Source organism: Marinobacter alkalisoli (assembly GCF_045449795.1).
In the GTDB taxonomy this organism is placed as follows: domain Bacteria; phylum Pseudomonadota; class Gammaproteobacteria; order Pseudomonadales; family Oleiphilaceae; genus Marinobacter.
This window is the reverse complement of record NZ_JBJJLB010000042.1, coordinates 274,377-298,283: the sequence shown is the minus strand read 5'-3', so window position 1 is coordinate 298,283 and position 23,907 is coordinate 274,377. Positions and strand designations below refer to the sequence as shown.

The window sequence follows — 23,907 nt, the reverse complement described above, 5'->3', positions numbered from 1 at the left end:
ACTCGCCACCCAGGAGGTGCTTCGTGCGTTCACCAAGTCGTGTATTCCCTGCTACTCGCCTGCGTCGTAATCGGGCTGATGATTTTTCCCGCCGTTTGGTGCGGGAACATCAGCTCAGTGTTGATAACCTGATCTATCCAGTGTTCATTCTGGAGGGCGAAGGTCAGAGGGAGCCGGTGCCTTCTATGCCCGGGGTTGAACGCCTGAGTATTGATCTTCTGGTGGAGCAGGCCGCCGAGCTGGTTGAACTCGGCATTCCCGCCGTGGCGCTGTTCCCGGTGGTACCCACTGAACTCAAGAACACCTCAGGTTCCGGTGCATGGAATTCAGACGGGCTTGCCCAGCGGGCGGTCCGGGCGTTGAAGAAGGCGCACCCGGAACTGGGGGTGATCACCGATGTGGCGCTGGACCCGTTCACCACCCATGGGCAGGACGGTATTGTTGATAATGACGGTTATGTGCTCAACGACGTGACCATCGAAGCACTGGTCAATCAGGCGCTGTCCCACGCCGACGCAGGGGCGGATATTGTGGCGCCATCGGACATGATGGATGGTCGCGTGGGTGCAATCCGGGACGCCCTGGAGTCTGCAGGTTATGTGAAAACCCGCATTCTGGCCTATTCTGCCAAGTACGCCTCTGCCTATTACGGTCCATTCCGGGATGCGGTCGGTTCGGCGGCCAATCTTGGCAAGGGCGACAAGGCCACCTATCAGATGGATCCGGCCAACAGCGATGAGGCACTGCAGGAAGTCTCTATGGATCTGTCGGAAGGCGCGGATATGGTGATGATCAAGCCGGGCATGCCTTACCTGGATATTGTTCATCGCGTCAAACACGAACTGCAGGTGCCGACGTTTGTGTATCAGGTCAGCGGCGAGTACGCCATGCACATGGCGGCTGCTGAAAATGGCTGGCTGGACGGCGATGCGGTGATGATGGAGAGCCTGACGGCCATGCGTCGTGCCGGGGCCGATGCCATACTGACGTATTTTGCGGTCAGGGCTGCGCGCCTTTTACGGCATTCCGGCACACAAGGCTAACGGAATAATGTCAGGTTCCGGCAAACCAGGCGTTTTGCCGGAACCCCTAAAACTGGAATGAGTGAGTCATGAGTAGTGAATCTGTAAGAGAGCGGAATGTGGTGGAGAGCGAGGTGGAAGAGCAGAGCGTTCCCGCCCCCGTTGAAGTGCCGAGTGTCGGTCAGGAGGTTGACCTGGGCGCCAGCGAGAACTTCTTTAACCGGGAGCTCAGCCAGTTACAGTTCAATTACCGGGTGCTGAAACAGGCCCTGGACACCACTCATCCCCTGATCAACCGCCTGATTTATTGCTGCATTTTCAGCAGCAACATGGACGAATTCTTTGAAATCCGGGTTGCCGGCCTTCGCCAGCAGATGAAATACGGCCGGGAAACCATCGGTTCCGATGGCATGATGCCCGAGCAGGCCCTGTCTGAAATCAGCCGCGTGGCCCATGAGTATATTCGTGAACAGTACGACATTCTCAACAACGTGCTGATTCCGGAGATGGAGCAGGAGAATATCCATTTTGTCCGGCGCCGGGAGTGGACACCGGCCCAGGCGGAATGGGTGCGCCGCTATTTTGAGGAGGAGATCCTGCCGGTGGTCAGCCCGATCGGCCTTGACCCCTCCCATCCTTTTCCGCGACTGGTCAACAAGAGCCTGAACTTCATTGTGGAACTGGACGGCAAAGACGCCTTTGGTCGCGAGACCGGCATGGCGATCGTGCCAGCGCCACGATCCCTGCCCCGGCTAGTGCGCCTGCCGGATGAGGTGTGCAATGGCGGCGAGAACCTGGTGTTCCTGTCTTCAATGATTCACGCCCACGCCGATGAGCTGTTCCCCGGTATGGAGGTCAAGGGCTGCTATCAGTTCCGTCTGACCCGCAACGCCGACCTGGAGCTGGAGGACGATCTGGAAGACCTCGCCTCGGCATTGCGTGGTGAGCTGCTCAGTCGCCGCTTTGGTGACGGCGTGCGCCTGGAGGTGGCCGACAACTGCCCGGAGGAACTGGTTCACTTTCTGTTGCAGGAGTTCAAGCTCACCGAACGTGACCTCTATCAGGTTCATGGCCCGGTCAACCTGACTCGCCTGATGGCGGTAGGGGGGCTCGTGGATCGACAGGATCTGACCTATTCCGGATTTTCGCCGTCCATTCCACGACAGATTCGCAGCAAGGAATCCATGTTTGACGCCATTCGCAAGCGTCCGATCCTGTTGTTGCACCCCTATCATAATTTCAGCCCGGTGATTGACCTGTTGCGGCAGGCGGCCAAGGACCCCCAGGTGTTGGCGATTCGTCAGACCCTGTACCGCACCGGGGCTGACTCCGAAATCGTGGAAGCGCTGGCGGATGCCGCCCGGCGTGGAAAAGAGGTCACCGCGGTGATTGAGTTGCGGGCCCGCTTCAGCGAGGCGGAAAACCTGGAACTGGCCAGTCGCCTGCAGGAAGCCGGGGTGATTGTGGTCTATGGGGTGGTTGGCTATAAAACCCACGCCAAGATGATCCTGATCGTGAGGCGGGAAGAGGGCCGGTTACGGCGCTATGTGCATCTGGGGACGGGCAACTATCACGCCGGTAATGCCCGGTTGTACACCGATTACAGCTTCATGACCTGCGATGAATCCATCGGTGATGATGTTAACAAGCTGTTCCAGCAGCTTACCGGCATGGGCAAGGCGCTGAAAATCAAGAAGCTGTTCCATGCACCGTTTACGCTGCACAGTCAGTTGCTGAGCCTGATCGACCGGGAGGCTGGCCATGGCCAGAAAGGGCGGATCATTCTGAAATTCAACGCCCTGACCGAACCCCAGTTGATCAAGGCGCTATACCGGGCGTCTCAGGCCGGTGTGAAGATTGACCTGATCCTGCGTGGTATCTGCTGCCTGCGACCGGAGGTGCCCGGGCTGTCCGAGAATATCCGGGTACGGTCCATTATTGGCCGTTTCCTGGAGCATACCCGGGTTTATTACTTCGGCAATAATGGGCGTCCGGATGTCTATTGTTCCAGTGCTGATGGCATGGAGCGCAACCTGTTGAGCCGCGTGGAGACTGCGTTTCCCATTGAAGATCCCAGTCTGGTTGCCCGGGTGCGGGAGGATCTGGATACCTATTTGGCGGATAACTGTCAGGCCTGGGTCTTGCAGCCGGATGGCAGTTACCTACAGAATCAACCGGCGGAAGGGGAAGACCGACTGGCATCCCAGCTGGTGTTGCTGGAGCGTCTGACCGGACAATAATCAGCAGTTTGTTACGGAGAAAACATTGAAAAAGACATGGATGATTGTAGGTGGGGTGGTTCTGGTCGTTGGCGCAGTGGCTCCCTGGGGTGTGGGCTGGTTGACCGAGAAACAGTGGCAGGACGTGACCACGGAGGTTAACGCAGCGCAGCCGTTCTTCCGGCTTGAAACCCGGGATTATGAACGCGGATATCTCAGCGGTCGCTTTGAGGGCACGCTGACATTCGAGGATCCCGCCAGCAACGACGTTCACCGGATTGAGTACAAGGCGAAGGTTTCTCACGGGGTGACCGGAAGCCTGCTGGATTTCTCCCCGCTTTCCGACCTGCCGGAGGAGGCCGCCGAGCTTTTCCCGGATGAAAAGCCGCGTCTGACCCTGGAGACCCGCCTGTGGGGGACGGCCATCGCTGAACTGACGGTCCCCGCCATCTCGGTCACCAACGACGATACCGGGGAATCACTGAACGTATCCGGAGGTTTTGGTCGGGCGGAGGTCAGTGGCGACGGTTCCGGGGCTGATATCTTGATGGTGTGGCCGGGAATGGTGCTGGATACCCGGGACCTGCGGGTCACCCTGGGGGAATTCCGGCTTGAACAGACCCTGGAGTACCTGCGTGGCGAGGTATGGACAGGCGAAGGGGTGGCGACCCTGGCGTCCGTTGAGTTGGCTTCTGATGGCCAGGCGCCTCTGCGCATGGACGACTTCAGGATGGCCAGCAAGACCTGGCCTGTCGACAACGACCGCAGTGTGAATTCCGAAACGGTGGTAACCCTGGACTCAGTCACGTCGGAGGGTGACAGTTTCGGGCCTCAGCGGGTGGAGTTTGTGATGGATGGCCTGGATGTGGACAGCTGGAGTGAGCTGACCGGCGCCCTGACGGATCTTCAGGTGGCAGCCCTGGATAACCAGACCGGGTCGCCTGCTGCATTCGAGCAACAAATGGCCAGCATGAGTCGTATCAGTGGCGCTCTGCTGGATCTGGCAGCCGAGGGCTTCAGCTTCGGCTTTCCGAGCATCAGCCTGGTGACTCCGGAGGGCGAGGTTAACGGGGAGCTGATGGTCAGGCACCCGACTCTGTCGGATCAGGAGCGCTCACAGATGCTGATGGTGATGCAGCGGCTGACAGGGCAAATGCAGCTGAGCCTGCCGGTGGCGCTGGCGGAGAATCACCCTGAATTGATGATGCAGCTGGCCCCGCTGATCAAGGAAGGCATGATGACGCGCAATGGCGACCGGCTTGCGATGTCTGCAGAGCTGAAAGACCTGGCCCTGAATGTGAACGGTACGGCGATACCCTTGCCGCCGTTGTTCTGAGATGGAATCACGGTGCGCCGCCCCGGCGCACCGTGATGAACCCCGGGCTCAGCCTGCGCTCAGACGCTGGTACTTTTCCATCAACTGACTTTCTGATTCCTGCCGTTCCGGATCCAGCGGAATACAATCCACCGGGCAGACCTGTTGGCACTGGGGCTCATCATAGTGGCCAACGCATTCGGTGCACTTGTCCGGGTCAATCACGTAGATCTCATCACCTGGAGCGATGGCGTCGTTCGGGCATTCAGGCTCACAAACGTCGCAGTTGATGCACGCGTCGGTAATCATCAGGGCCATCGGGCGTTACCTCAGGATTGACTGAACTTCTGTTGCATCGCGGCCTCGACGGCTGGATCAACAAATTCCGAGACATCTCCGCCGAGCGATGCAATCTCGCGGATCAGGGTGGACGAGATGTAGGACAGGTGGTTCGCGGGGGTCAGGAACACGCTTTCCACTTCCGGGGCCAGTCGACGGTTCATGTCTGCCAGCTGGAATTCGTACTCGAAGTCAGACACCGCGCGCAGTCCCCTGAGGATCACGGTGGCGTTCTGTTCCCGGACAAAATCCGCCAGCAGGTTACTGAAACCGGTGACGCTCACATTCGGAATATGGGCGGTGGCTTTCCTGACCAGTTCGCAGCGCTCTTCGAGGTTCAGTAGTGGCTGCTTCTTCGGATTGTAGGCGACCGCAACGACGATCTCGTCGAACATGCGACCAGCCCGTTCAATCAGATCGGTGTGGCCATTGGTGATGGGGTCAAAGGTGCCCGGGTAAATAACTTTAGGCATGCGCTGCTCCTCGGTTCAGAAGCCCATAGGATACCCGGGCACTCATTGTCTTGTCAGCCTTTGGGCTTGCCAGGCTGTTAGCTGGATCAGCGAATGAACAGCTTGTAGACCATTTTGTGGGCGGTGGTGCCGTGAGGCGCGTAGACGTATTTGCCGCTGTTGAATTTCTGCTTGCTGAAAATGGCCCGGTGATGGGACAGCGTCAGGAAGCCTTCCTTGCCGTGATAGTGCCCCATGCCGGAATCGCCAATACCGCCGAAAGGCAGGTCATCCTGAGCCACGTGCATGAGGGCGTCATTGATGCACATGCCCCCGGAGAGGGTGTTGTCCACCACCTGCTGTTGCATGGAACGGTCGTAGCCGAAGAAGTACAGCGCCAGCGGGCGCGGACGATCGTTGATGTAGTGGATCGCTTCCTCAAGGCCGCCGTAACTGACGATGGGCAGGATCGGCCCGAAGATCTCGTCCTGCATGACCTTCATCTCCGGAGTGGTCTTCAGCACCAGTGTCAGGGGCATCTTGCGGGTGCCGTCCTTGAGGTTTTCCCGTGCGGGGTTCAGCTCAATAATCTCCGCGCCTTTCTCCCGCGCGTCGTCCAGGTAATCCTGCAGCCGCTGGTATTGCCGTTCATTGATGATGGCGGTGTAGTCGTCGTTGTCCCGCAGGCTTGGGTACATGTCGGCAAAACGGGCGCGGAACTCATCCACAAACGCCTGGACGCGGTCCGCCGGGCAGAGTACATAGTCCGGCGCCACGCAGGTCTGACCGGCGTTGAATGCCTTGCCGAACGCGATCCGCTGAGCGGCGTCTTCCAGGGGAACATCGGAGGAGACAATGGCGGGGGATTTGCCGCCCAGTTCCAGGGTAACCGGGGTCAGGTTCTCTGATGCCGCGCGCATCACCAGTTTGCCGACCGAGGTGGAGCCGGTGAACAGCAGGTGATCAAAAGGACGACTGGAAAAATCCGCGGCAACGTCCGCTTCACCGGTGATCACGGATACCAGGTCCTCGGGGAACGTGGATTCAATGATTTCCTTGAACAGGGCCGATGTGTGCGGAGTGAACTCCGACATCTTGATCATGGTACGGTTACCTGCTGCCAGCGAGGCAACGAGGGGGCCAACGGCCAGATACAACGGGTAGTTCCAGGGCACAATAACGCCGACGACACCCTTGGGCTGGTAATGCACCTTGTTGCTGGCGGGCTGGAACAGTACGGATACGTGGCGTTTGGACGGTTTCATCCAGCCGCCGAGGTTCTTCAGGGTGTAGTTGATGCCCTGGATGGACGGCATGATTTCGGCAATCAGCGATTCGTCTCTGGAGCGGCAGCTGAAATCCCGGTCGATCGCGTCGGTCAGCTTGTCCTGATTGCTCAACAGCGCCCGCTTCAGCCGTTTCAGGTTTTCCTGGCGTTCGGTCGGTGATGGCATCGGGTTGTTTCTGAATGCTTTCTTCTGGTTCTCAAAGACGCGATGCGTATGCTGGATCTGCTTTTTGCTTTCGGTAAGCTGGACGACGCTGGCTCCCATGGTCTTCTCCCCTCGGGCTGCCGATGCATACCGGATGCCCTGTTGTTGTATGGTGGCGAAAAAGTGCTCAATTTGCGCTTGAGGGTATTATTAGAGTATATACTCTAGGGAGTCAAGGAAAGCCGAATGGCGGATCAGGCCATCCGCCGGTCACACAACAATAAAGCTAACTGAACCTATGAAAACCAGAGACAAGATCCTGCTCTCCAGTCTGGAGCTGTTCAACGAGAGGGGTGAACGAAACGTCACCACCAATCACATAGCCGCGCACCTGGCCATCTCCCCGGGCAACCTCTATTACCACTTCCGCAACAAGTCGGACATCATTTACGAGATCTTCCTGGAATACGAAAAGCTGGTGGATTATTACCTGGATATTCCCGAAGACCGACCGCTGACCCTGGACGACATGATGTTCTACCTTGAATCGGTGTTTGACGGGCTTTGGAGCTACCGGTTCTTCCATCGTGACCTGGAGCATCTGCTGGATGGTGATCAGCGACTGCGGCGGGACTACCGTGAATTCACCAATCGTTGCCTGGATGCCATCAGCCGGATTTTCGAGAAGATGGCGGACGCCGGCATTATTGAGCCGCAGTCGGAGGAGTTGCGGTCAGCCATGTCACTCAACGTCTGGCTGGTGATTACCAACTGGATGGCGTTCCTGAAAACCGCCCACGCCAGTGAAGAGTCTGCCAATCTCTCCCTGACCGAGCTCAAACAGGGCATTTACCAGGTGCTGACGCTGGAGGTTCCCTATCTCATGCCCGCCTACCGGGACCGGGTAATGGCGCTGCGGGAGCGTTATCGTCCGCAGTTGCCGGAAGCCCGTGATGGTGAGTCATCGGTTGGCAGTGTGGGCTACCGCACGGCTTGATCATTTTTTAGTCGATTTGCGGAACTTTCGGGTAACGCCTGTGTCTTACCTGTGACGCTGGGGATCCGGACATCCCTGGCGTTACCCTGAGTGAGTTCTCAGGTTTTAGCACGTCGCAAACCCTGACGTTTCACCGGCCTGTCTGATGGCAGGCCGGTTTTTTCTGTCGCAATCCTTTGTCTCCGCCCCCTTGCCAGCGCTTTTCAAATCCAATACCATCGTTGATGTTACCGGTAACATATGCCGGCACAATAACAATCAGGAGATCCCAGTATGTTCCCCACAAGACTCGCGGCTGGTGTTCTGACAGCCACGCTTGCATTCAATGCCTTTGCCGCCGATTTCACCTTAAAGTTCCAGTCTTCGGACCCCTCCGGCGTCAAAAACTTCAAGATTCAGCAGGACTGGGCCGACCGCGTGGAAGCAATGACCGGTGGCCGCGTCGAAATTGATCTGCTGCCGGTGGGCAGCGTTGTCAGTCACACCGAAACCCTCGGCGCCATGAAAATGGGGGTGCTGGACGGCCATATTTCCGTCACAGGCTATTTCTCCGGTAAGGATCCCGCGTTCGGTTTGATTGGCAACACCGTGGGCGCCTGGTCCAGTCCTGACCAGTTGATCGATTACATCAACCATGGCGGCGGCTATGAGCTGATGAACGAACTCTACAAGCCATACGGAGTGAAGTTTGTTGGCGGCGGTGGCACTGGCGTTGAGTCGTTCGTGTCGAAAAAGCCCCTCGATGGCGTGGAGGATCTCAAGGGACTGAAAATGCGTGCGCCGGAAGGGCTGGTGCAATCCGTCTTTGCCGCCGCCGGAGCGTCTCCGGTTAACCTGCCCGGATCCGAAGTCTATACCGCCTTGAGCAAGGGCGTGATTGACGCAGCGGATTACACGGTATTCTCCACCAACCACGAGGCTGGCCTGAACGAGATTGCGCCGCACCCGGTCAATCCCGGTTTCCACTCGCTGCCGCTGCTTGAAATCGCCATGGGGCTCAAGGAATGGGAAAAGCTGCCGGAGGATATCCAGACCATCATGACGGTATCCGCCAGAGACTTTGCCCAGGACATCAGCACCCAGCTGGCGATGGCCGATCGTGAAGCCATCAATGAGGCCCGCGCCAATCCGGACATTACCATCCATGACTGGTCCGCGGAGGAGCGTCGCAAGTTCCGCACCATCGCCCGTGACCAATGGAAGGCCTATGCCGAACAGTCCCCCAATGCCGGGAAAGTGTACCAGTCGGTCACTGAATACCTGGAATCCCAGGGCCTCCTCTAAGTAGCAGGTTCCCTCGATATCAGCCTCCGGGCGCCCTGGCGGGCCCGGAGCGAGGAGTTCGTTATGTCTGTTGAAAACAACGCGTGCGGTCAGGGGCCGGATCCCGATCGTGATTTTGTCCTGCCTGAAAAGGATGAGGACGTTGGGTTCACCTGGCTGGACAGGGCTATCGTCTGGCTGGGCAAGAAGTTGAGTCTGGTATTTGCGGCGATCGTGCTGGTGTCTTTCTACGAGATTATCCGCCGTTATGTGTTTGATGCCCCGACGCTCTGGGTGCACGAAACGGTGACCTTTGCCGGCGCCACACTCTTTGTTATTGGTGGCCTCTATGCTCTGGCCACTGATCGGCATGTGCGTATCGTGCTGATCTATGACGCGGTTTCGCACCGTGCCCAGCGCTGGCTGCGGGTGGTTCATCATCTGTTGGGGCTGGTTTTTTGCGGGCTGTTGCTATCCGCTAGCTGGTCAATGGCCACAGAGGCCGTGCTGGCGCCATGGGGCGACTGGCGTCTCGAAACTTCCGGCTCGGCCTGGAACCCGCCATTCCCTGCGCTCCTGAAAGTGATCATCCTGGTCGCTGTTGCCGTCATGACCTTGCAGTTCCTGTTGCACCTGGTGCGTGACCTGCGCGGCAAGGGAGGTGCGTGATGTTTGAACTGGCTTCCCTCGGTATCGGTTATGGCAGCCTGTTGATGCTGGTCATGCTGATAGTCCTGTTGCTTACGGGTATGCAACTGGCATTCGCCACCGGTCTGGTTGCCCTGGTGTTTGCCCTGGGCTGGTTTGGTCCGGACGCCTTGCCCATCGTCAGCAGCCGGCTATACAGCTTTATCGGCAACTATGTATTCCTGGCGGTGCCCATGTTTGTGTTGATGGCGTCACTGCTGGATCATTCCGGCATCGCCCGCGACCTGTTCGACGCCATGGCCCGCCTGGGGCGCAAACTGCGGGGCGGTGTCGCGATACAGACCCTGGTGGTGGCGGTGATCCTGGCCTCCATGTCTGGCGTTATTGGTGGTGAGACGGTGCTACTGGGCATTCTGGCGCTGCCGCAGATGCTGCGCCTGGGTTACGACCGCAAGCTGGCCATTGGCACCACCTGTGCCGGTGGCGCGCTCGGCACCATGCTGCCGCCCAGTATTGTGCTGATCATCTATGGGCTGACGGCCAACGTTTCCATTGGTGATCTGTTCAAGGGGGCGTTCGCGCCTGCGCTGCTACTGGCGTTGTTGTACATGGGATACGTTCTGATTCGGGTCTGGCTGAAGCCGGAGATGGCGCCGCTGCCTTCCGATCAGGACGCGCCCGAGACCCCGGCGCCGAATTTTTTCAAGGCGTTGCTGTTTCCGATTCTCTCGGTCGTGGTGGTGCTGGGCAGTATCTATGGCGGTGTGGCCTCGGTCACTGAGGCATCGGCTTTGGGTGTCATGGGGATTGCCATCAGCACCTGGATTCGCGGTGAGCTGTCCCTTGCCATGGTGCGCAAGGCCACCATCAGCACACTGCGGGTGTGCGGCATGATCATCTGGATCGGGATTGGTGCAACCGCGCTGGTCGGCGTCTACAACCTGATGGGTGGTATCGATTTCGTCCGCGACATGGTCTTCGCCGTCAGCGGCGGACATGGCCTGGGCACCATCCTGTTCATGATGTTGATTCTGCTCATTCTTGGCATGTTTCTGGACTGGGTCGGCGTTGCGTTGCTGACCATGCCGATCTTTGTGCCCATCGTGACGGAGCTGGGGTACAGTCCGATCTGGTTCGGGGTGGTGTTCTGTATGAACATGCAGGTGTCCTTCCTGTCGCCTCCGTTTGGCCCGGCGGCTTTCTATCTCAAGACGGTGACGCCGAAGGACATTTCCCTGGGTGAGATATTCCGTGCACTGCTGCCGTTCATCGCGCTTCAGGTCGTGGCCCTCGGCCTGCTGATTGCGTTCCCCCAGCTGGCGCTATGGTGGCAGTGATATGAATGCACCAAAAATCATTGTCATGGGGGTGTCCGGATGCGGCAAGAGTCTCACCGGCGCCATGCTTGCCAGCGAACTGGGGGTTCCGTTTTACGATGCGGACGATTACCACAGCCGCGCCAATGTTGAAAAAATGGCCGCCGGCATCCCGTTGACCGACGAGGATCGCCGGGGCTGGCTGGATGACCTCGCGGCGCTGATCAGGCAGGAAGAGGGCGGCCTGGTGTTGGCCTGTTCGGCGCTGAAGCGCGGTTACCGTGAGCGTTTGCGAGGCGGAAATCCGTCGGCCCGTTTCGTCTACCTCAGAGGTGACTTCGAAACCATCTGGGCGCGGCATTCCCGGCGAACGGATCATTACTTCAATGGGCGCGCCATGCTGGAGAGTCAGTTTCGGTTACTGGAAGAGCCGGCTGCTGACGAGGATGCCATTGCCGTGGATGTTTCTGGCACGCCAGGGCGGGTTATCAGCGAGTGCCTCACCAGGCTTGGTCTGCGGGGCGGGGGGTGCCGGAACTGATTCCGGAGTCTGATCACAGGTATGATAGGCAGCTTTCACTGTTGTTGGAGTGGTAGATGGTAAAGAACAGGCGCCCCACATTGCAGGATATCGCCGACCGGGTCGGAGCCACCAAGATGACCGTCAGCCGGTGCCTGCGGGGCGGAGACAATGTCTCCGAACCCATGCGGGAGCGTATCTTTGCCGAGGCCGAAGCGCTGGGCTATATCCCCAATCGCGCTCCGGACCTGCTATCCAAGTCCACCAGCCATGCGATCGGTGTGCTGTTGCCGTCACTGACCAACCAGGTCTTTGCGGATGTCATCAAGGGGGTGGAATCGGTCACCGAGCCGGCAGGGTATCACCTGATGCTCGCCCACTACGGATACAGCCCCGAGATCGAGGAGCGCAGCCTGTCCTTGTTGCTGTCCTACAACGTGGATGGCGTGATTCTCTCGGAGAGCCAGCATACCCCTCGCACGCTGAGGATGCTGGAAACCGCAGGGGTGCCAACGGTCGAGATCATGGATACCCATTCGGAACCGTTTCATCAGGCGGTCGGCTTCGATAACGTCATTGCCGCCTATGACATGGTGCGGGAAATGATCCGGCTGGGCTGCAAGCGGGTGGTCTATCTGGCGGTCCGGCTGGATGCCCGGACTCTCCAGCGCCAGGAGGGATACAATCGGGCGATGGAGGAAGAGGGGCTGATGCCGGTAACGCTGCGCAGTGAGCAGCGGTCATCATACAGTGTCGGGGCTACGCTGATGGCGCGGATACTGGCGGAGAATCCGCACACCGACGGCATCTTCTGCACCAACGACGACGTTGCCATTGGTGCGTTCTTCGAATGCCAGCGGCGTGGCATTGCCGTGCCGGGCCAGATCGCTATTGCCGGGTTCCATGGTCATGATGTTGGCCGCGTCATGGAGCCGCCTCTGGCAAGTGTGATCACTCCCCGGGAGGCGGTCGGGCAGAGGGCGGCCGAAGAGCTGGTTGCCCGCCTCGGTGGCGCGGCAATCAGCGACCGGCGTATCGACCTGGGGTACCGGATCGAGCGGGGAGGGACCCTCTGACAGCGAGTCGTTCAGCTCTCGATTTCATCCGCGAGGTCGTCACTGGCTGCTTCCAGCCAGGCCGTCAGGGCGTCGCGGCACTCATCCACTCCGCGCTTTGATGTTGCCGAAAACATAATCAGGTGCTCCACGCACTGGAATGTCTTCAGCCGGCGGGCGATGTCCAGCATTGCCGTCTTGGCCTGGCCGAACTTCAGCTTGTCCGCCTTGGTGGCAAGAATCATCAGTGGAAGGTTGTTATGTTCACACCATTCCACCATCATCTGGTCGAAATCGGTCAGCGGATGACGAATGTCCATGACCAGGATCAGGCCCCGCAGGCAGCGTCGATCATTAAGATAGTGCCCGAGGTGTTTTTGCCAGTCGTCCTTCATGTCCCGGGAGACCTTGGCATAACCATAACCTGGCAGATCCACCAGGCGGCAGTTTTCGCGATTCAGCGTGAAAAAGTTGATCAGGCGGGTGCGGCCGGGTGTCTTGCTGGTGCGCGCCAGCTTGCCATTGGCGGTGATGGAGTTAATGGCGCTGGATTTGCCGGCGTTGGAGCGTCCCGCGAACGCGACCTCCGCACCGGAGTCCAGTGGGCACTCTTCCAGCCGCGAGGCGCTGATCAGGAATCGGGCGCTGTTGAATGAGATCGATTTTTGAGTCAGATCAGATGACACGGTGGTTGGGTTTCCTATTGGATTTCAGTTATCAGGGATTAATGTATAATGCTACACCAATTCCGGGCAGCACGCTGAGCGTTGCTGCTGAACAGCCCCGGTTTTGTGCCTGTCTGGGCCAGTGCCTGCCGGCTGCATAACGAAGAATACTTTGGATGAGAGAAGCGGAGCGAGCATGAAAAAACTGATCGCAGGAGTTGTTCTCGGTGTTGGCCTCACAGCGATGGCACACGGGGCTGGAGATCCTGAAGCAGGCAAGGAAAACGCAGCCGTCTGTGCCGGTTGTCACGGGGAAGGTGGCGCCAAGCCGGTGATGGCTGTGTACCCGAAACTGTCCGGGTTGGGTGAAAAATACCTGTACCAGCAGCTGTCGGCCATCAAGAGTGGCGACCGTCAGATCGCAGAAATGACCGGGCTGCTGGACAATATGTCCGACGAGGATCTGCAGGATCTGGCCGCCTACTTCAACGCCCAGGACATGGTGGTTAATCAGGCCGATCCGGAGCTCATTGAGCAGGGGCAGTCGCTGTATCGTGGAGGTAACCTGGCGTCTGGCGTTCCGGCCTGTTCCGGTTGCCACAACCCCCAGGGCAAGGGCAACGAGCCTGCGGGCTTTCCACGCCTGGGCGGCCAGACGGCGGCTTACGTTGAAAAGCAGCTGAAAGCCTACCGGGATGGGGAGCGTAACGGTACTTCAAATGCGTCCATCATGATGGACGTTGCCGCCAAGCTGACCGATTCCGAGATCGAGGCCGTAGCCAACTATATTTCCGGCCTGAACTGATCTGCGTTCCTGGCACAAAAAACCCCGCCTGGTGCGGGGTTTTTTGTGCCTTTCCTGTCTTTAATTCCCCGGCGGTGGAACTTTTCGCGCACGCTGGGTCATAATCAGTTCCTGAATGAATCTACAGAACCGGAGACAGTCGATGTTGAGAAGTCTGAGTACTGCAGTCACCTTTCTTGCGGCCTTTGCCATTGCGGGCCCGGTTAACGCGGCTGAGTGGCGGGAGGGCACCCACTATCGGGAGCTGAGTTCTCCGGTCCGTACTGACAGTAGCGAGAGCATCGAAGTGGCGGAAGTGTTCTGGTACGGCTGCCCCCATTGCTACGCCTTCAAGCCGTTGGTAGAAAGGTGGGCGGAAAATCGTCCGGATGACGTCGACTATGTTCAGCTTCCGGCTGCTCTGGGCAAATCCTGGGTGCCCCATGCCAAGGCTTTTTACGCTCTGGAAGCGATGGGTGAGCTGGATAAAGTGCATGATGCCCTGTTCGACGCGCTGGCAGGGGAGCGGCGCCCTCTGAACTCTGGTGAGGCTTTGGCGGAATTTGTTAGCCGATACGACGTGGACGGTGAGCAGTTCCTCAAGAATTACAACAGCTTCGGGGTGAATGCGAGAATGCAGAAAGCCCAGTCAAAAATCCGTGGTGCACGCATCACCGGCACACCGACTATGCTTGTAAATGGCAAGTATACGGTCAGCGCGTCCATGGCCGGTGGTCATGAGGCGGTTCTTGAGGTTGTGAACTACCTGATCGCAAAAGAGCGCGGCGGCTCCGCAGACTAAGCAGAACCTATCTCGGGGCTTTGGGAGAATGTGCCACAGTCGGGTGAGCTCGTAGCATGTACAGACATTTTCGCAGGCAGCTGGGCGGGCTGCTTCGGTCAAGCGGGGAGCCCCGGGGCAGTTGTTCCGGCAGTGAGCACGTGCCGGAGTTTGAACCACACCGGCACATCCGGCTGCTGACCTTCAATATCCAGGTGGGGATCAACACCTCCTCTTACCGGCACTATCTCACTCGCAGCTGGCAGCATTTCCTGCCTCATCGCAACCGCATCGAAAACCTGGACCGCATTGCCAGCCTGCTGCGTAATTACGACGTGATTGCGCTACAGGAATGCGATGGAGGCAGTCTGAGGAGTGCCTACATCAATCAGGTTCAGTACCTGGCGGAAGCGGCCGGAATCCCCTATTGGTATCAGCAGCTCAACCGGAATCTGGGGCAGATAGCCCAGCATAGTAACGGCCTGCTCAGCCGGTACCGGCCGCTGGATGTGACGGAGCACAAGTTGCCTGGTCTGATTCCCGGTCGCGGCGCTATTATTGCCCGCTACGGGTCCGAAGACGATCCGCTGGTACTGGTAATGATGCACCTGTCACTGAGCCGGGCGGGTCAGCAGCGGCAGTTGGGGTACATTCGCGAGTTGATCGGTGATTATCAACATGTGGTCTTGATGGGGGATATGAACAATCATGCGGAGGAGTTACTGACCCAGACGCCGCTTAAAGAAACTGACCTGATTCCATTGCCGGATACCGCCCACAGTTTCCCGAGCTGGCGACCGGAAAAGGCTCTGGATCATATTCTGGTGAGCCCCAGCCTGGAAATCCGTCGTTCCGAGGTGGTCAGCTATCCGATGTCGGATCACCTGCCAATTGCCATGGATGTGGCGTTGCCGAAAGGCTATCTGGAAACCTTCTGAGGCAATCTTCAGGCAATAAAAAACCCGGCGCGTGGCCGGGTTTTTTGTCGGTCACCAGATCAATTACTTGATCTTGGCTTCCTTGTACTCAACGTGCTTGCGGACAACCGGATCGTACTTCTTGATCGCGATCTTTTCCGGAGTGTTACGCTTGTTCTTGTTGGTCGTATAGAAATGACCAGTACCTGCTGATGAAACCAGCTTGATTTTCTCGCGCATGATGCGGCTCCTTAAAATTTCTCGCCGCGGGCACGAAGATCGGCCAGCACAGCGTCAATGCCTTTTTTGTCGATGATGCGCATGCCCTTGGTGGAAACGCGCAGCTTCACGAAACGCTTCTCTGATTCAACCCAGAAGCGGTGGTTCTGCAGATTCGGCAGAAAACGACGACGAGTGTGGTTCATCGCGTGGGATACGTTGTTACCGGTGACCGGACGCTTACCGGTAACCTGACAAACTCTGGACATACTTGCCTCCGACCTGAGCAATGGTCTTAATATACGAATTCGTTTAATCGCGCTTCTGGTTGTCGCTGCTTGCGCCACGAATAGCAAGCTGCTCGCCAGACGCCGCCAGAAAGGGACGCTTTTATACCAGAACTGGCCCCCCAACGCAAAAAATTGTTGGGAATTTGGCCAGTTTTTTGTATCTGGCCCGGGCTGGCTTACATCAGTCCCCGTTCAGCCAGGGATATTACCTCACCGTGGCCCACAACCATATGGTCAAGAACCCTGATATCCACCAGGCCAAGGGCCTCTTTGAGGCGTCCGGTCAGGGCAATGTCTGCCTGACTGGGCTCGGCAACACCGGATGGATGATTGTGAGCAAAAATGACTGCCGCAGCATTATACTCCAAAGCCTGCCGGACTACCTCCCTGGGATAAACCGCGGCACCGTCAATGGTGCCGCGAAACAGTTCCCGGTATTGGATTACTCGGTGCCGGTTATCCAGAAACAGGCCGGCAAACACCTCATGGGGATAGGTGCCCAGGCGACTGCACAGGAACCGCCGGGTGTCCGCAGGAGAGCGCAGGGGGTCTCCCTGCCTTAGAGGTTCATCCATCACTCTTTGCGCCATTTCCATGGCCGCCTGCACCTGGGCGTATTTGGCCGTGCCCAGCCCCCTGACCTCGCAAAACTGGCGCCGGGAGGCTGTCATCAGGCCGCGGAGACCGCCAAAGGTGTCAATGAGGTGCCGCGCCAATTCCATGACTGGCATGCCGGCGGTGCCGGTGCGAAGAAATATGGCCAGTAGTTCGGCATCGGAGAGGCTGTCGGGCCCATGGGCCAGCAGTCGTTCCCGCGGGCGTTCGTCCGCCGGCCAGGGGTGAGTTGTCATGATTGCGTCCTTGCTGTTTATAAATGATGGCTTGAAACCCGCGGCGGCGCTCCCTGCGCAGGCCACTGAAATCCGACCGGAAGTCTAGCACGGGATGCAGGCTGCCGGGAGGCGTCTGCCGTGCTATCTTATAGGCCTTTTATTTTTGCCGGATACGGAGCAAGTATGGCCGCGAAACGAATTCTGCTGGGGATCACCGGTGGTATTGCCGCCTACAAGAGTGCAGAGCTGGTGCGGTTGTTGAAAAAGGAAGGGCATCAGGTGCGTGTGGTGATGACCCGGGGCGCAGAGGCGTTTGTCACGCCGATGACCTTCCAGGCGCTCAGCGGCGAGCCAGTGCGTACGTCTCTGCTGGACCCGGAGGCGGAGCAGGGGATGGGGCACATTGAGCTGGCCAAATGGGCGGATCAGGTGGTCATTGCCCCGGCGACCGCCGACTTTATCGCCCGCCTGGCCCAGGGTATGGCGGATGATCTGCTGACCACGCTGTGCTGCGCCACCGAAGCGCCAATCGTCGTGGCGCCTGCGATGAATCAGGCTATGTGGAATAATCACCGGACCCAGCGCAACATTGGCTTGCTGGAATCGGATCCGCAAGTCACCCTCTGGGGGCCGGACCAGGGATCCCAGGCCTGCGGGGATACCGGGCCCGGTCGTATGCTGGAGCCCCTGGATTTATTTGAGCGCATTACCGCGGTCTGCAGCGGGCCACTGTCGGGTAAACGGGTCGTTATTACCGCAGGTCCGACCCGAGAGCCCATCGATCCGATCCGCTACATCAGTAACCACAGTTCCGGGAAAATGGGCTATGCCCTCGCCGCCGCAGCCAGGGACGCCGGTGCTCAGGTGGTGCTGGTCAGTGGTCCGGTATCCATCGCCGCACCCGCAGGTGTGGAAGTGCGCCCGGTGATCACGGCGGATGATATGCTGGCCGCCTCCGCACAGGCGGTGGACGAAGGCTGTGATGTGTTTATCGCCACCGCCGCGGTGGCGGATTACCGGCCGGATACCTGCGCCAGTGACAAGATCAAGAAAACCCGCGAGGACATGTCGCTGGCGCTGGTGCGCAATCCCGATACCCTGGCTACCATTGCGGCCCGTGCCGATGCCCCGTTCACCGTTGGCTTTGCGGCGGAAACCAGTGATGTTGAGCGTTATGCCAGGGACAAAATGCAGCGCAAGAAACTGGATATGATCGTGGCCAACGATGTGTCAGTGCCCGGGCTCGGGTTTAACAGCGACAGCAACGCCGTGACCGTATTCTGGCCTGCCGGTCAGCAGGCCATCGGGCCGGAAAGCAAAACCGGTATCGCCCGCCAGCTGGTAGGGCTGATTGCCGACCAGATCCATTGACAGAACTTCTCACAGGACACTCCATGACGCGACAAACTTTCCAGGTCCGGATTCTGGACCCTCGCATCGGCGATACCATTGCATTCCCGGAATACGCCACCTCGGGATCGGCCGGTCTTGACCTGAGGGCTTGCCTGGACGAGCCGTTGACACTGAAGCCGGGAGACACCCAATTGATCCGGACCGGGTTGTCCATTCATATAGCGGACCCGTCCCTGGCGGCAATGATCCTGCCCCGCAGTGGTCTGGGGCATAAGCACGGCATTGTGCTGGGTAACCTGGTGGGGCTGATTGACTCCGACTACCAGGGAGAGCTGATGGTGTCCTGCTGGAACCGGGGGCAGGACGAGTTTACCGTTGATGTGGGAGAACGCCTGGCCCAGCTGGTGCTGGTGCCGGTCGTGCAGGCGGATTTTGAAGTGGTGGAATCGTTCGATGCCAGTGCTCGTGGCGCCGGTGGCTTTGGTTCGACCGGTACCCGCTGAGCCGATAACAGTCTGTAAACGCGGAGACATTGCCGGAGGTCTATACTTGGGTAACTCATTGCCCCGGGCGAAAAAACTATAGGTACAGGATGGACTATGAAGCTGGGTAAGAAGAAACAGCCGGACGAGACCGTTGCGGAGGCACAGGACGGCAAGCCGGAGCGGAAGCGTGGGGGATCCAGGGGGCACCGGCTGAAGCGCCTGAGTGCCGTGGCCGGTACCCAGGCAGCGGTTGTGGCGCTGGCCGGGATGCTGGCGGTTGCCCTGGTTTACCTGCTGGTGTTTGAACCGACTGAATCCCGTCGCGCCGACCTGCAGGCAAATCTTGAAGTTGATGCCGCGACCAATCGCCTGAATCAGCACCTGGCCACTTTGCAGTCGGCGGTTGATGGCATTGTGGCGCAGCGTCATGTCCGTGAGGCCCTGGCGACCGGCTCCGGCCTGGAATCCGTGGCTGCGGAACTTGGTAATGTTCTGCCCGGCGTTCAGGCCGTGCACCTGTTCCCCTATGGTGACATTCCCCGCAGTGCCGGAGGCGATGAAACCCTCGGGTTTGCCGGCCTGGACCTGGCACGACAGGCCGAATCCGGACGTTCTTTGCACCCCAACGCCTTCCCGCGGAATGGTCAGTGGTATTTCCAGATGGCGGCCTCTGTCCGCAATCCGGCCAGCCGCGCCATGGCGGGCAGTATGCTGGTGGTCTTTGACGCCTCCAGCCTGCAGCCGTTGTTGGCGGTGAACAACCGTGAGTTGGGCGGTCAACTGGCGTTGGTGCAGAGTGTCAATGGTTCCGCCCGGGTCGTGGCCAGTAACGGCACTGGCAATGGCGATGCAGAGGAGCGGGCGCTGTCCGCTCCGGACTGGTCTCTCCGTTATCAGCCGGCATCGACGCCCACGCCGGTGTTGAATACGGTTCTCGCCATCATTCTGATTCTGGCGCCGACTTTGGTGGCCGCGATTGTGGTTTGGGTCATACTGGGCGGCGCCCAGCGCAGCATTCGCCAGGATGTGTCCGTACTGACCCAGTGGGCCCACAAGGTGTTTGGTGGCGAGCGGGTGAAGTTGCCGGTGTTAAAATGGGATCTGGTGGCGTCCACCGGTGAGGTCCTTCACCGCCTGTCCCAGGTCGTGGACAGGCGCGTTCTCAAGGCCGCCGAGTCTGCGCGCCCGAAGGCTCCGGCAGGTAAAGCGGCCGCTGCAGAGGAACCGCTGTTCCAGGAAAAGGACATGCTGGATATCGACATGCTGGATGGCGATGAGGACGTCCTGGGCTTCGGCGGCGGAGCGATGGATGAAAGTGAGGCAGACTCTGAAAACGCTCCGTCGGTTGAGGAAGTGGCGTTGCCACAGGTGGATGTGCCGGCGGGCATCTTCCGGGCTTACGATATCCGCGGCATTGTAGGCGAGACACTGTCTCCGGAGATCGTGAATGTCATTGGCCGGGCCATCGGCAGCGAGGCGGCCGAGCGCGGCATCGACACTCTCTGTATCGGCTATGATGGCCGGCATTCCAGCCCGGATCTGGCGGATGCCCTCGCCCGGGGTATTATGGCCACCGGCTGCGACGTGATACACGTTGGCGCCGTGCCTACGCCGGTTCTGTACTTCGCCACCCATCACCTGAAGACCGGGTCGGGCGTCATGGTGACCGGTAGCCACAACCCGGCTAACTACAACGGCCTGAAGATCATGCTTGGCGGTGAAACCCTGTCCGGCGATGGTATCCAGAAGCTGCTTCAGCGTATCCAGACCGGAGACCTGAACAGCGGCCAGGGTGCGCAATCATCGGAGGACGTGCGTCGGGCTTACCTGGATCGCATCGTCGGGGATATCGCTGTGGCGGCGCCCCTGAAGGTGGTGCTGGACGCGGGCAACGGCATAGCCGGTGAACTGGCGCCGATGCTGGTGGAAGAGCTGGGCTGCGAGGTGATCCCCCTCTATTGCGACGTGGATGGTGACTTCCCCAACCACCACCCGGATCCGGGCAAACCCGACAACCTGGTGGATCTGATTGCCCGGGTGAAGGCGGAGAGTGCGGATATCGGCCTGGCCTTCGACGGTGACGGGGATCGCCTTGGCGTGGTGACCAACAGTGGCAAGATTATCTGGCCGGACCGTCTGCTAATGCTGTTTGCCAGGGATGTTGTTTCCCGGAATCCCGGCGCTGATGTGTTGTACGATGTAAAGTGCAGCCGTCGCCTGGCCGGAGTGATCTCGGATGCGGGCGGTCGCCCCATCATGTGGAAAACAGGCCACTCCCTGATGAAGGCCAAGATGAAGGAGACCGGAGCGCTGCTCGCCGGAGAAATGAGCGGGCACATATTCTTTGGCGAACGTTGGTACGGCTTTGATGATGGGCTCTATTCAGCCGCGCGCCTGCTCGAGATCCTGGGCGTTGAGGATCGCCACAGTGATGAGGTGTTCGAGGACTTCCCGGAAGATATCAGTACCCCGGAACTGAATGTCGAGGTTACCGAAGACAGCAAATTCCAGTTGGTGGAGCGTCTGTCCAGCGAGGGCAGTTTCGGTGATGGGAGCATCAGTACCATTGACGGTATCCGGGTGGATTACGCCGATGGCTGGGGTCTGTGCCGTGCCTCCAACACGACACCGGTTCTGGTGCTTCGGTTTGAGGCGGAAACCAACGAGGCGCTGGAACGCATCAAGGGCGTGTTCCGTGACCAGCTACAGAAAGTGGCCCCCGACCTGGTCGCAGATTTTTAATTGACAGATTATTAAGGCAGAAGCATGGCACTGGATCGTGAAACAGCAATGCAGGTGGCATCCGTCCTGAGTAAAGGCTTGCCCTATATTCAGCGGTTTACCGGGAAAACCGTGGTGATCAAGTACGGCGGCAACGCCATGGAGAACGAGGATCTGAAGAGCAGCTTCGCCCGGGATGTGGTGCTGATGAAGCTGGTGGGCATCAATCCGATCGTGGTTCACGGTGGTGGGCCGCAGATTGGCGGTTTGTTGGAGCGCCTGAACATCCAGTCCCGCTTCGTCAACGGCATGCGGGTGACCGACAGTGAAACCATGGACGTTGTCGAGATGGTGCTGGGCGGCCAGGTCAACAAGGAAATCGTCTCGCTGATCAATGCCCATGGTGGTACCGCCGTGGGCCTGACAGGTAAGGATGCCAACCTGATCCGGGCGCGGAAACTGGAAGTGGTCAATCGCTCCGCCGAGCTGGAACGCCCGGAAATCATCGATATTGGCCACGTCGGTGAAGTTGACAGCGTGAATGTCGAGGTTATCGAAATGCTGACCCGCAGTAACGTGATACCGGTCATCGCGCCGATCGGGGTGGGGCCTGATGGCGCGTCCTATAACATCAATGCTGATCTGGTGGCCGGCAAGGTGGCAGAGGCCATGAAGGCCGAGAAGCTGATCCTGCTGACCAATGTTTCTGGTCTCAAGAGCAAGGAAGACAAGGTCCTTACCGGGCTCACTGCCCAGCAGGTCAACGATCTGATCGAGGATGGCACCATCCATGGCGGCATGCTGCCGAAAATCCGTTGCGCCCTGAATGCGGTGGAGAATGGCGTGCGTACGTCACACATTATTGATGGTCGGGTTGCCCACGCAACCCTGCTTGAGATATTCACGGACGAAGGTGTGGGAACGCTGATCTCCCGCAATTGAAACAGCCCGCCGGGCTGACATTTGGTGGTGCAGTCCGGTCGGTGGACCTCCGGCCGGACGAGAGGATGGATGAATGAAACGCCTGCTGACCTTTGTTGTTGTGGTGGTGCTGCTGGGATGGTTGCTGTTCAAGGCGGCTGTCTGGTGGCTGGCGGACCAGCGCCTGGCGGAAGCCCAGGATGCGGTTGAGAGTGCCGGGGTTATTGAACGGGGCGCGATCAGCTCTGGAATTGAGGGGCGCCTGCTGCTGACGGGCGCCAGTTATCAGGATTTCCGTCTGGCGCAGCCAGTCGATATTGGCCGCGTGGCGTTTGACGCGGGCTCGCCGTTGCATCTCCTGACCGCGCTGGTGGACCCGGGTAACCTGCCGCCGGCCTGGTCCCTGCGGGTGGAAAACCTTCGTCTGGTCCTGGAAGCAACCATGTTCCGCAATTGGGTTACCGCTTCCGGCGAGACCAACCCCGCGTTGTTTGCCCCGGTCTGTGGGCCCGATCACCGCCAGCAACTGGGCAGCGGGGACCTGGTGCGCATGGGGGTGAACAACATCGCCGGCGAGGCCCTGATCCGGCAGCACCCTGATCACCTGTACCTGGAGCTGACAACGGCGAGCACCGGCAGTCTGGAAATCCAGTGGCCGGGGGCACGGGTGAATATCCTCAACCCCGACCGAATGGCGCAGGCCGGGAGCGAGCCGATGACCGTCACTGTTCGTGACGGTGGTCTAATGCGCCGGGTTGCCGCCTATTGTGCCCGCGAATCCTCAGTGGCGACGGATGAATGGACCAGTATTGTCATGGATGCCTTTCGTCAGGGGCTGAGTGCCCGGGGTTATGAGGCCAGTGGCCAGTTGCTGGCGTTGTACCGGCAATGGTTGACTGAAGGCGGCGAGCTGACCCTGACTCTGGATCCCGATCGGTCTGTCTTCGGTGTTCCGGTGCGGGGCGCGAACCAGGACGGTGCCGGAACGCTGGCGGTCAACTACAATGGGCAGTCAGTGCCCGATATCTATCTGAGGGAAGTCGAGCCGCCAGAGCCGGCTGTCCCGGAGCAGGCGCTGCAACCAGTGATACCGGAAGGCGAAGGTGATCTGGTGGCGGACTGGTACCCTGCCGATCTGACAGAAGCGGAACGTTGGGTTGGGCGAAACGTGAGAATTACCCTGTCCAATGACAATGTCGTGGAGGGGCGGCTGGCCAGTGTTGGCGAGCAGACCCTGGAGGTTGCCCGGATTGTCGGTGGCGGCGAGATTGCCTATCCGATGATGATTCGGGCCATTGACAAGTTTGAGGTCTGGCGGCGTGGCCAGACCCGGTGACCCGAGACCGGGCCAGGAATTCT

Annotated in this window: 24 protein-coding genes; 17 read left to right on the top strand and 7 right to left on the bottom strand. The window is 59.1% G+C overall.

Annotated elements, in window-relative coordinates; genetic code table 11:
- Positions 1–23 precede the first annotated feature (23 nt).
- The 3 genes from hemB to ACJO3M_RS18555 all read left to right on the top strand — a co-directional run bounded on the left by hemB (position 24) and on the right by ACJO3M_RS18555 (position 4,577).
- Positions 24–1,043, top strand: coding sequence for a porphobilinogen synthase (hemB, locus tag ACJO3M_RS18565; protein ID WP_407002865.1), 1,020 nt, complete (start codon positions 24–26; stop codon positions 1,041–1,043).
- Between the two features lie 68 nt (positions 1,044–1,111).
- A complete protein-coding gene (gene ppk1 / locus ACJO3M_RS18560; protein ID WP_407002864.1) occupies positions 1,112–3,262 on the top strand; it encodes a polyphosphate kinase 1 in 2,151 nt (716 codons plus the stop codon).
- A 25-nt stretch (positions 3,263–3,287) separates the two neighbouring features.
- Positions 3,288–4,577, top strand: coding sequence for a DUF945 family protein (locus ACJO3M_RS18555; protein ID WP_407002863.1), 1,290 nt, complete (start codon positions 3,288–3,290; stop codon positions 4,575–4,577).
- 48 nt (positions 4,578–4,625) lie between these two features.
- Here ACJO3M_RS18555 and ACJO3M_RS18550 read toward each other — a convergent pair whose 3' ends face one another.
- The 3 genes from ACJO3M_RS18550 to ACJO3M_RS18540 form a co-directional block, all read right to left on the bottom strand.
- Positions 4,626–4,874, bottom strand: coding sequence for a YfhL family 4Fe-4S dicluster ferredoxin (locus ACJO3M_RS18550; protein WP_407002862.1), 249 nt, complete (start codon positions 4,872–4,874; stop codon positions 4,626–4,628).
- Positions 4,875–4,885: 11 nt separating this feature from the next.
- The gene (coaD, locus tag ACJO3M_RS18545) at positions 4,886–5,368 is read right to left on the bottom strand and encodes a pantetheine-phosphate adenylyltransferase (protein WP_407002861.1); all 483 of its coding nucleotides are present in this window, start codon (positions 5,366–5,368) and stop codon (positions 4,886–4,888) included.
- An 86-nt stretch (positions 5,369–5,454) separates the two neighbouring features.
- On the bottom strand, positions 5,455–6,900 hold the full coding sequence (locus ACJO3M_RS18540) for a coniferyl aldehyde dehydrogenase (protein ID WP_407002860.1): 1,446 nt from the start codon (positions 6,898–6,900) through the stop codon (positions 5,455–5,457).
- A gap of 178 nt (positions 6,901–7,078) precedes the next feature.
- On the opposite strand from ACJO3M_RS18540, the gene ACJO3M_RS18535 reads away from it, so the two are divergent.
- The 6 genes from ACJO3M_RS18535 (at position 7,079) to ACJO3M_RS18510 (ending at position 12,600) form a co-directional block, all read left to right on the top strand.
- Entirely contained in the window at positions 7,079–7,777 is a 699-nt protein-coding gene (locus tag ACJO3M_RS18535) for a TetR/AcrR family transcriptional regulator (protein WP_407002859.1), read from the top strand.
- A gap of 273 nt (positions 7,778–8,050) precedes the next feature.
- Positions 8,051–9,061, top strand: coding sequence for a TRAP transporter substrate-binding protein (locus ACJO3M_RS18530; RefSeq protein ID WP_407002858.1), 1,011 nt, complete (start codon positions 8,051–8,053; stop codon positions 9,059–9,061).
- Between the two features lie 63 nt (positions 9,062–9,124).
- Positions 9,125–9,709 carry a TRAP transporter small permease subunit gene (locus tag ACJO3M_RS18525; protein ID WP_407002857.1) on the top strand — a complete coding sequence of 195 codons (585 nt, stop codon included), beginning with the start codon at positions 9,125–9,127 and terminating at the stop codon, positions 9,707–9,709.
- Positions 9,709–11,025: a TRAP transporter large permease gene (locus tag ACJO3M_RS18520; protein ID WP_406989398.1), complete on the top strand. Its 1,317-nt coding sequence runs from the start codon at positions 9,709–9,711 to the stop codon at positions 11,023–11,025. The genes ACJO3M_RS18525 and ACJO3M_RS18520 overlap by 1 nt, the downstream gene beginning before the upstream one ends.
- Position 11,026: 1 nt before the next feature.
- On the top strand, positions 11,027–11,545 hold the full coding sequence (locus ACJO3M_RS18515; RefSeq protein WP_407002856.1) for a gluconokinase: 519 nt from the start codon (positions 11,027–11,029) through the stop codon (positions 11,543–11,545).
- A gap of 56 nt (positions 11,546–11,601) precedes the next feature.
- Entirely contained in the window at positions 11,602–12,600 is a 999-nt protein-coding gene (locus ACJO3M_RS18510) for a substrate-binding domain-containing protein (RefSeq protein WP_407002855.1), read from the top strand.
- 11 nt (positions 12,601–12,611) lie between these two features.
- On the opposite strand, the gene yihA is transcribed toward ACJO3M_RS18510, so the two are convergent.
- Positions 12,612–13,265 carry a ribosome biogenesis GTP-binding protein YihA/YsxC gene (gene yihA / locus ACJO3M_RS18505; protein ID WP_407002854.1) on the bottom strand — a complete coding sequence of 218 codons (654 nt, stop codon included), beginning with the start codon at positions 13,263–13,265 and terminating at the stop codon, positions 12,612–12,614.
- Between the two features lie 175 nt (positions 13,266–13,440).
- Here yihA and ACJO3M_RS18500 point away from each other — a divergent pair, with 175 nt between their 5' ends.
- The 3 genes from ACJO3M_RS18500 to ACJO3M_RS18490 all read left to right on the top strand — a co-directional run bounded on the left by ACJO3M_RS18500 (position 13,441) and on the right by ACJO3M_RS18490 (position 15,747).
- Complete coding sequence (locus ACJO3M_RS18500; RefSeq protein ID WP_407002853.1) at positions 13,441–14,049, top strand: c-type cytochrome; 609 nt, start codon at positions 13,441–13,443, stop codon at positions 14,047–14,049.
- Positions 14,050–14,191: 142 nt separating this feature from the next.
- Positions 14,192–14,830, top strand: coding sequence for a thiol:disulfide interchange protein DsbA/DsbL (locus ACJO3M_RS18495; RefSeq protein ID WP_407002852.1), 639 nt, complete (start codon positions 14,192–14,194; stop codon positions 14,828–14,830).
- A 56-nt stretch (positions 14,831–14,886) separates the two neighbouring features.
- On the top strand, positions 14,887–15,747 hold the full coding sequence (locus tag ACJO3M_RS18490) for an endonuclease/exonuclease/phosphatase family protein (RefSeq protein ID WP_407002851.1): 861 nt from the start codon (positions 14,887–14,889) through the stop codon (positions 15,745–15,747).
- Between the two features lie 63 nt (positions 15,748–15,810).
- Here ACJO3M_RS18490 and rpmG read toward each other — a convergent pair whose 3' ends face one another.
- From rpmG to radC, 3 genes are all read right to left on the bottom strand, one after another.
- Positions 15,811–15,966: a 50S ribosomal protein L33 gene (gene rpmG / locus ACJO3M_RS18485; RefSeq protein ID WP_106764759.1), complete on the bottom strand. Its 156-nt coding sequence runs from the start codon at positions 15,964–15,966 to the stop codon at positions 15,811–15,813.
- Between the two features lie 11 nt (positions 15,967–15,977).
- Entirely contained in the window at positions 15,978–16,214 is a 237-nt protein-coding gene (rpmB, locus tag ACJO3M_RS18480; protein WP_114335425.1) for a 50S ribosomal protein L28, read from the bottom strand.
- Positions 16,215–16,411: 197 nt separating this feature from the next.
- Complete coding sequence (radC, locus tag ACJO3M_RS18475; protein ID WP_407002850.1) at positions 16,412–17,086, bottom strand: RadC family protein; 675 nt, start codon at positions 17,084–17,086, stop codon at positions 16,412–16,414.
- Between the two features lie 165 nt (positions 17,087–17,251).
- On the opposite strand from radC, the gene coaBC reads away from it, so the two are divergent.
- The 5 genes from coaBC (at position 17,252) to ACJO3M_RS18450 (ending at position 23,884) form a co-directional block, all read left to right on the top strand.
- Complete coding sequence (gene coaBC / locus ACJO3M_RS18470; protein WP_407002849.1) at positions 17,252–18,439, top strand: bifunctional phosphopantothenoylcysteine decarboxylase/phosphopantothenate--cysteine ligase CoaBC; 1,188 nt, start codon at positions 17,252–17,254, stop codon at positions 18,437–18,439.
- A 23-nt stretch (positions 18,440–18,462) separates the two neighbouring features.
- Positions 18,463–18,924: a dUTP diphosphatase gene (dut, locus tag ACJO3M_RS18465; protein ID WP_407002848.1), complete on the top strand. Its 462-nt coding sequence runs from the start codon at positions 18,463–18,465 to the stop codon at positions 18,922–18,924.
- Between the two features lie 96 nt (positions 18,925–19,020).
- Positions 19,021–21,648 carry a phosphomannomutase/phosphoglucomutase gene (locus ACJO3M_RS18460; RefSeq protein WP_407002847.1) on the top strand — a complete coding sequence of 876 codons (2,628 nt, stop codon included), beginning with the start codon at positions 19,021–19,023 and terminating at the stop codon, positions 21,646–21,648.
- Positions 21,649–21,672: 24 nt separating this feature from the next.
- Positions 21,673–22,569 carry an acetylglutamate kinase gene (gene argB, locus ACJO3M_RS18455; protein WP_407002846.1) on the top strand — a complete coding sequence of 299 codons (897 nt, stop codon included), beginning with the start codon at positions 21,673–21,675 and terminating at the stop codon, positions 22,567–22,569.
- A 73-nt stretch (positions 22,570–22,642) separates the two neighbouring features.
- Positions 22,643–23,884: an aq_1923 C-terminal domain gene (locus ACJO3M_RS18450; RefSeq protein ID WP_407002845.1), complete on the top strand. Its 1,242-nt coding sequence runs from the start codon at positions 22,643–22,645 to the stop codon at positions 23,882–23,884.
- Positions 23,885–23,907: the final 23 nt, after the last annotated feature.

What these genes read in the sequence shown, in the direction of transcription:
- rpmG (WP_106764759.1), bottom strand. Translation starts at nt 15,966, where the DNA reads ATGCGCGAGAAAATCAAGCTGGTTTCATCAGCAGGTACTGGTCATTTC.
- radC (WP_407002850.1), bottom strand. Translation starts at nt 17,086, where the DNA reads ATGACAACTCACCCCTGGCCGGCGGACGAACGCCCGCGGGAACGACTG.
- ACJO3M_RS18490 (WP_407002851.1), top strand. Translation starts at nt 14,887, where the DNA reads ATGTACAGACATTTTCGCAGGCAGCTGGGCGGGCTGCTTCGGTCAAGC.
- ACJO3M_RS18460 (WP_407002847.1), top strand. Translation starts at nt 19,021, where the DNA reads ATGAAGCTGGGTAAGAAGAAACAGCCGGACGAGACCGTTGCGGAGGCA.
- coaBC (WP_407002849.1), top strand. Translation starts at nt 17,252, where the DNA reads ATGGCCGCGAAACGAATTCTGCTGGGGATCACCGGTGGTATTGCCGCC.
- ACJO3M_RS18520 (WP_406989398.1), top strand. Translation starts at nt 9,709, where the DNA reads ATGTTTGAACTGGCTTCCCTCGGTATCGGTTATGGCAGCCTGTTGATG.
- ACJO3M_RS18515 (WP_407002856.1), top strand. Translation starts at nt 11,027, where the DNA reads ATGAATGCACCAAAAATCATTGTCATGGGGGTGTCCGGATGCGGCAAG.
- ACJO3M_RS18530 (WP_407002858.1), top strand. Translation starts at nt 8,051, where the DNA reads ATGTTCCCCACAAGACTCGCGGCTGGTGTTCTGACAGCCACGCTTGCA.
- ACJO3M_RS18450 (WP_407002845.1), top strand. Translation starts at nt 22,643, where the DNA reads ATGAAACGCCTGCTGACCTTTGTTGTTGTGGTGGTGCTGCTGGGATGG.
- ppk1 (WP_407002864.1), top strand. Translation starts at nt 1,112, where the DNA reads ATGAGTAGTGAATCTGTAAGAGAGCGGAATGTGGTGGAGAGCGAGGTG.
- dut (WP_407002848.1), top strand. Translation starts at nt 18,463, where the DNA reads ATGACGCGACAAACTTTCCAGGTCCGGATTCTGGACCCTCGCATCGGC.
- ACJO3M_RS18550 (WP_407002862.1), bottom strand. Translation starts at nt 4,874, where the DNA reads ATGGCCCTGATGATTACCGACGCGTGCATCAACTGCGACGTTTGTGAG.
- ACJO3M_RS18500 (WP_407002853.1), top strand. Translation starts at nt 13,441, where the DNA reads ATGAAAAAACTGATCGCAGGAGTTGTTCTCGGTGTTGGCCTCACAGCG.
- ACJO3M_RS18525 (WP_407002857.1), top strand. Translation starts at nt 9,125, where the DNA reads ATGTCTGTTGAAAACAACGCGTGCGGTCAGGGGCCGGATCCCGATCGT.
- rpmB (WP_114335425.1), bottom strand. Translation starts at nt 16,214, where the DNA reads ATGTCCAGAGTTTGTCAGGTTACCGGTAAGCGTCCGGTCACCGGTAAC.
- argB (WP_407002846.1), top strand. Translation starts at nt 21,673, where the DNA reads ATGGCACTGGATCGTGAAACAGCAATGCAGGTGGCATCCGTCCTGAGT.
- coaD (WP_407002861.1), bottom strand. Translation starts at nt 5,368, where the DNA reads ATGCCTAAAGTTATTTACCCGGGCACCTTTGACCCCATCACCAATGGC.
- ACJO3M_RS18495 (WP_407002852.1), top strand. Translation starts at nt 14,192, where the DNA reads ATGTTGAGAAGTCTGAGTACTGCAGTCACCTTTCTTGCGGCCTTTGCC.
- ACJO3M_RS18540 (WP_407002860.1), bottom strand. Translation starts at nt 6,900, where the DNA reads ATGGGAGCCAGCGTCGTCCAGCTTACCGAAAGCAAAAAGCAGATCCAG.
- ACJO3M_RS18535 (WP_407002859.1), top strand. Translation starts at nt 7,079, where the DNA reads ATGAAAACCAGAGACAAGATCCTGCTCTCCAGTCTGGAGCTGTTCAAC.
- ACJO3M_RS18510 (WP_407002855.1), top strand. Translation starts at nt 11,602, where the DNA reads ATGGTAAAGAACAGGCGCCCCACATTGCAGGATATCGCCGACCGGGTC.